This window comes from uncultured Campylobacter sp. (genome assembly GCF_938045595.1).
In the GTDB taxonomy this organism is placed as follows: Bacteria; Campylobacterota; Campylobacteria; order Campylobacterales; family Campylobacteraceae; genus Campylobacter_B.
This window is the reverse complement of record NZ_CALIBB010000034.1, coordinates 1-3,710: the sequence shown is the minus strand read 5'-3', so window position 1 is coordinate 3,710 and position 3,710 is coordinate 1. Positions and strand designations below refer to the sequence as shown.

Annotated in this window: 3 protein-coding genes; all 3 read right to left on the bottom strand. The window is 47.3% G+C overall.

The window, feature by feature from the left end; translation table 11 throughout:
- Positions 1-1,410, bottom strand: a 1,410-nt coding sequence (locus tag Q0340_RS01470; protein WP_298081864.1) for a penicillin-binding transpeptidase domain-containing protein, incomplete at its 3' end; no start/stop codon positions are given.
- Between the two features lie 62 nt (positions 1,411-1,472).
- Positions 1,473-2,156 carry a leucyl/phenylalanyl-tRNA--protein transferase gene (aat, locus tag Q0340_RS01465; RefSeq protein WP_298081863.1) on the bottom strand — a complete coding sequence of 228 codons (684 nt, stop codon included), beginning with the start codon at positions 2,154-2,156 and terminating at the stop codon, positions 1,473-1,475.
- On the bottom strand, positions 2,156-3,710 hold a 1,555-nt coding region (locus Q0340_RS01460; protein WP_298081862.1), incomplete at its 5' end, for an AAA family ATPase. The genes Q0340_RS01460 and aat, both read right to left, overlap by 1 nt.

The following is a 3,710-nucleotide window of genomic DNA, read 5'->3' as shown; positions in this document are numbered from 1 at the left end:
GTAAGTTTTGCCGTTATTTTCTAGATTTTCGACTAGGCGCGGGCTAATCATGACGCCGCCGTTGTTAAAGACGGTATAGGCATTGAGCATCTGAAGGAAGGTCATCTGCGCACCGTAGCCGTAGCTGATCGTGGCTTTGTAAATTTTATTATTCAGGCTTTTGATGCTTGGGATATTTCCGCTTTGCTCATACGGCAGATCGATACCCGTTTTTTGCGACATACCAAAGTTCATAAGCCCATCATAAATAGCCTGCCCCTCCAGCCGCTCTGAAATTTTAATCATTCCGATGTTTGAGCTGTGGATGATGATCTCCTCGCCGCTCATCTGCTTAGCAGGGTGCGTGTCGCGGATCGTGCGAGTACCAAGCTTATAGCTGCCGTTATAGGTGTTGATGATCTCTCCCGGTTTGACGGCTTTGGCGTCGTAGGCAATTGCGAAAATTATCGGCTTCATAATCGAGCCCACTTCGTAGGCGTATTCGCTCGCGGTAAAATTTAAATTCTTAAGATCGTTTTTTGTGATGTTTGAGGGATCATAGCGGGCATTGGTCGCGAGGGATAAAATTTTGCCCGTTTTGGAGTTCATAATGCCCACCACGATTTCTCGCGCATCGTAATTATCAGCGCCCTCATCGCTTAGGCGCTCTATCTTTCTTTGCAGCGTTAGTGGCACGCTTAGGCGGACATTGTAGCCGTCGATCCTGCCCGTTTTTTTGCTACTGCGCTCTAGAATGATGTTGCCGCCGATATCGCGCGGGCCCACGATAAACTCATCTCTAACCGGCGCTAGATAATACTCATAGTACTTCTCGATCCCCTTAATTCCGCTAACCTTGGTGATACCATCAACCTCTTTTTTATTGATATAGCCGATTAACGGAGTGAGCGAATCGCCGACATTGTAACTGCGCTTTTCGCCGCTTTCGGTCACGCTCATGCGGATAGGCGGATTTAGCCTGCCGTTTGAGCCCATAAAGCTAACGAATACCTTTTTTAAATTTAGCTTATATGCAAGCTCTTTTAGATGCACGGCGGTTTTGGCGTCGATCTTATACGACAGCACGGTCGTGCCGCCAGAGCCCTCGATCGCGCTTTTGACACGCTTTTCGCTATCGCCCGTATAGATGCAATAAAGCCGCACGAAAAGATCAAGCTTGTTTTTATCGATGCTGCGTGCATCGACGCTAACTTTGTAGAGTTTGACGGAATTTGCCGCGACATAATTATCTTTTGCGATTATCGCGCCACGGATCGCGCTGTTGGTTTCATTGACATCTAGGCGCGGTAGCTTGCGCTCAGTGCTGCCCCAAAAATATAAAATCGCCAAAAATACGAAAAGCGCCGCCGGCACGAATATAAACATCACGATAATCATACCGACCGAGGAGCTTTTATCTCTTTGCCACATCTTATTTCTTTAAAATTCTAAATTCCGCGCATTTTTTACGCTGCTGCATCTCAAGCTTTGACTCAATGCTGCGCTCCGCGCGGAACTTTAAGATCCGCGAAGCGCTCAAAGCCGCTATCTTGCACACTAAGCTCAGCAAATAGAGCGAGGAATTCCGCTCGCGGCATCTCTTTAGCACCCATAAATTTCAGATGCTCGTTCATAATCTGACAATCGATTAGAAAGCCGAAATTTGCAAGCACCTCACAAAGCCTAATCAGCGCGACTTTCGAAGCGTTGCTCTTTAGGCTCAGCATGCTCTCGCCGCAAAACACACGCCCAAAAATTAGCCCGTATAGCCCACCCACAAGCTCGCCATTTTCGTATGTCTCGACGCTGTGAGCGTAGCCGTCTGCTGCCAAACGCGAGTAAGCCTGCACGATCTGCTCGCTGATCCACGTGCCGTCGCTCTCTTTTTTTCGTACGTCTTTGCAGCGCTCGATGAAGCCCTTAAAATTCGCGTCAAATTTAACGTCATATCTCTTAAGATAGGGCTTAATGGACTTTTGCACACGCACTTCACGCGGATCAAGCACTGCGCGCGGATCGGGCGACCACCATAAAATCGGCTCATCCTCGTTAAACCACGGAAATATCCCTGCGCTATAAGCGCTAAGCAAGCAATCCTCGCTCAGATCGCCGCCACTTGCAAGCGGCGCAAAATCGGGCGCATCCATAGGATCTGGAAAATCGTAAAACCGAGCCATTATTTAACGACACTGCTTTGAGCTAGTGCTGGTTGCTTTTTTTCTATCTGCGGCAAAGGCGTAGAAGCAAAGCTAAAGCTTAGCTCGCCATCTTTTACGCTCACGCTAACTAAGCCGCCCTCTTGCAGCGCGCCAAAAAGCAGCTCGCCGCTTATATGATCGCTGATCTGAGAGCTGATCTCGCGCTTTAAATTTCGCGCGCCAAACTCGTCCGAATAGCCGCGCGAGATAATCAAATCTTTTGCTTCCTTGTTTAGACTAATCTTTACGTTTTTTAGCTGCGACTCTAGCTCGCCGATAGTTTTATCCACGATCTTTTCTAAAATTTCGCCGCTTAAGCGGTTAAAATTTATGATTTTATCGATGCGGTTACGAAATTCCGGCGCAAAAAAGCTTCTTATGGCGCTATCTACTTTATAGCTCTCGTCCTTCGTAAATCCAACCTGCGGCGCTTCTTTCGTGCCTAAATTCGACGTCATTATTATGATCGTATTTTTAAAATCGGTCGTAACGCCGTTGTTATCGGTAAGACTTGCGTTATCGAAAATTCCTAAAAAAATATTCGTCATGCTAGGATGAGCTTTTTCCACCTCATCAAATAAAATGACGCTGTAAGGGTGCTTTTTGATGTTATTCGTTAAAATTCCACCGTTTTCAAAGCCCACGTATCCGGGAGGTGCGCCGATGAGCCTTGAGACGCTGTGAGCTTCCATATACTCGCTCATATCATAGCGCTCAAAATGCACTCCAAGCTGCGCGGCTAAGACCTTAGCTAACTCACTTTTGCCCACACCGCTGCTACCTGCGAACAAAAATACGCCGATTGGGGAGCTTGCGCCTCCAAGCCCGGCGTAAGAGCGCAAAAGTGCCTTGCAAAGGCTGCTAACCGCTTCGTCTTGACCGAAAATTTCACGCTTGATATTGGCTTCCAGATTTTTTAGTACCTGTTTATTATCGACGCTACTACTTAAATTTGCAATATTCGCGCTAATCGAAAGCGTATTTACCAAATCGTCCTTGCTGATTTCAAGCGGAGCTTCGTGCGGTTTAAACGCAAAGCTAGCGCCCACCTCGTCGATGAGATCAATGGCACTATCGGGAAGGAATTTATCGCTTTGATATTTTTTAGCAAGCGTTACGCTATCACGCAAAATTTCGTCGCTAAATTTTACGCCGTGAAATTCCTCATATTTTTTGGCTACGCCTTTTAAAATTTCGACGCTATCGTCAATGCTAGGCTCGCTTACATCGATCTTACAAAACCTGCGGCTAAGCGCTTTATCCTGCGAAAACGAGCGGTATTCGCCGTATGTAGTAGCACCGATGACCGATAGCTCGCCGCTTGCAAGCGAAGGTTTTAGGATGTTTGACATATCAAGTTCGTTGCGATTGCCCGTGCCTGCGCCAACGATCGTGTGAATTTCATCGATAAATAAAATCGCGTTTTGATTAGCGCTAAACTCGTCTATGAGATCCTTTAGCCTCTCTTCAAACTCCCCGCGCAGCGTAGTGCCTGCGATCAGCGCGCCAGCATCAAGGGCGTAAATCACCTTG